The sequence below is a fragment of the uncultured Limnohabitans sp. genome, assembly GCF_937889215.1.
Taxonomy (GTDB): Bacteria; Pseudomonadota; Gammaproteobacteria; order Burkholderiales; family Burkholderiaceae_C; genus Limnohabitans_A.
Map to the genome: position 1 here is coordinate 1 of NZ_CALBEX010000547.1, position 1,815 is coordinate 1,815.

Genomic DNA, 1,815 nt, shown 5'->3' on the forward strand with positions numbered 1-1,815 from the left:
GGTCATCTCGGCCACGATGCTCATGGCGATCTCGGGCGGCGTCAAAGCGCCAATGTTCAGGCCAACGGGGCCGTGCAATTGGCGTACTTCGGCTTCGCTCACGTCAAAGTCGAGCAAGCGCTTGCGGCGCTGAGCGTTGTTGTGCAATGAACCCAATGCGCCCACATAAAACGCGGGGGTGCGCAGTGCTTCCATCAGGGCCAGGTCATCGAGCTTGGGGTCGTGCGTGACCGCCACCACAGCGCTGTTGTGGTCCAGGCGCATGGCCAGCACCAGGTCGTCAGGCATTTGGTTGGACAAGGTCACGCCGGCCATGGCGTCCCAGCCTTCGTGGTATTCCACACGCGGCTCGCAGACCGTGACCTGGTAATCCAGCATGACCGCCATGTTGGCCAAATAGCGCGAGAGTTGCCCGCCACCAATGATGAGCAGGCGCAGGCGTGGGCCGTGTACCGTGGTCAGGCTCTGGCCATCAAATTGCAGTTTGTCGCCCTCGGTGGCCGCCCCCATGCGCACCAGGCCGGTGGCCATGTCCATGCGGCGCTCCACGCGCTGGTGTTGCTCGATCAGCACCAGCAATTCGCGCAGTTGTGATTGGGCCGACAGCGGCTCCAGCACCACCTGCACCGAGCCGCCACAGGGCAGGCCAAAGCGGCGCACTTCCTCGGCCGTCTGACCGTAAGTTGTGGTTTCGGGCAGGCGCATGGCCAGCTCGCCAGCGGCCACACGACGGATCAAATCGTCTTCGATGCAGCCGCCCGAGACGGACCCAGCCACTTGGCCGTCGTCCCGAATGATCATGAGCGAGCCCGGTGGGCGCGGGGCCGAGCCCCAGGTGCGCACCACGGTGCCAAGCACCACGCGGTGGCCACGGCTTTGCCAGTCGAGGGCGGTGCGGATCACGTCAATGTCGATGCTGTTCATGGTGTGGTCCGTTCAGGGCATTCGCTTCAGATGTTTCAACAATCATCCAACGATCAAGGGGGGATCGAAGTCGGCTTGGTGACAGAGGCGCCAAAGCCCAATCAGGGTGGCGCGTTCGCCCGCCGTTCGCCCACCGTTTGCCAGACCCCAACCTATGACCCCGCTTGCTGGCCAAGTCATGCAGAAATCACCAAGTCAGCGGGCCATGTGAGCTGGAGACCGGTTTGGGCAGCCATTGCCGCGATGTCTTCTGCGGTGTCGACATCGACCCGGTAGCGGCTGTTCGGTGTGGCCCAGGCATGTACCTGGTCGGGGTGGGCCGATTGCCATTGGCGGCACCCGACATGGGGGGCATCGGCCAAAATTTGCGCGCGCACTTGCGCGCTGAACATGACCGGGTTGCCAGGCAAACCCTCTGCGGAAGGTTGCACCACTTGGGTGCCCGTGGGCCGCATTTTGTAGGCGCAAATCAGGTCGACGATGTCTTGCGAGCGGATCAGAGGTTGGTCGGCCAGAGCCACCAGCGCCGCGTCCATCTGGGGAGGCAGCATTTGCAAACCCATGCGCAGCGACGAAATCTGGCCGGCGTCCGGATCGGGGTTGTGCACGAGTGTGGCGGGCAATTCCCGGATGGCTTCCTTGATGCGATCTGCGTAGTGACCGAGCACGACCACAATGTCCTTGACCCCCGCGCCTGACAAGGCCAGCATTTGACGTCGAATGAGTGGCACGCCGTCCAGTTCCAGCAGGCTTTTGGGGCGGTGCCCCATGCGCGAGGCCGATCCTGCAGCCAGCAGCACGGCACCAATGGCTGCGCGCTTGTGCAAGCCCCCATCGCCATTTGACAAACAAGCCATGACCCGCCTCCGAAGCAAAAAGATTGGCCCGATG

2 protein-coding genes are annotated in these 1,815 nt (G+C 63.3%); both read right to left on the reverse strand.

Annotated elements, in window-relative coordinates; genetic code table 11:
- On the reverse strand, window positions 1-924 hold a 924-nt coding region (locus tag Q0341_RS13815), incomplete at its 3' end, for an XdhC family protein (RefSeq protein WP_299514462.1).
- A 176-nt stretch (window positions 925-1,100) separates the two neighbouring features.
- Window positions 1,101-1,815, reverse strand: a 715-nt coding sequence (locus Q0341_RS13820; protein ID WP_299514465.1) for a nucleotidyltransferase family protein, incomplete at its 5' end; no start/stop codon positions are given.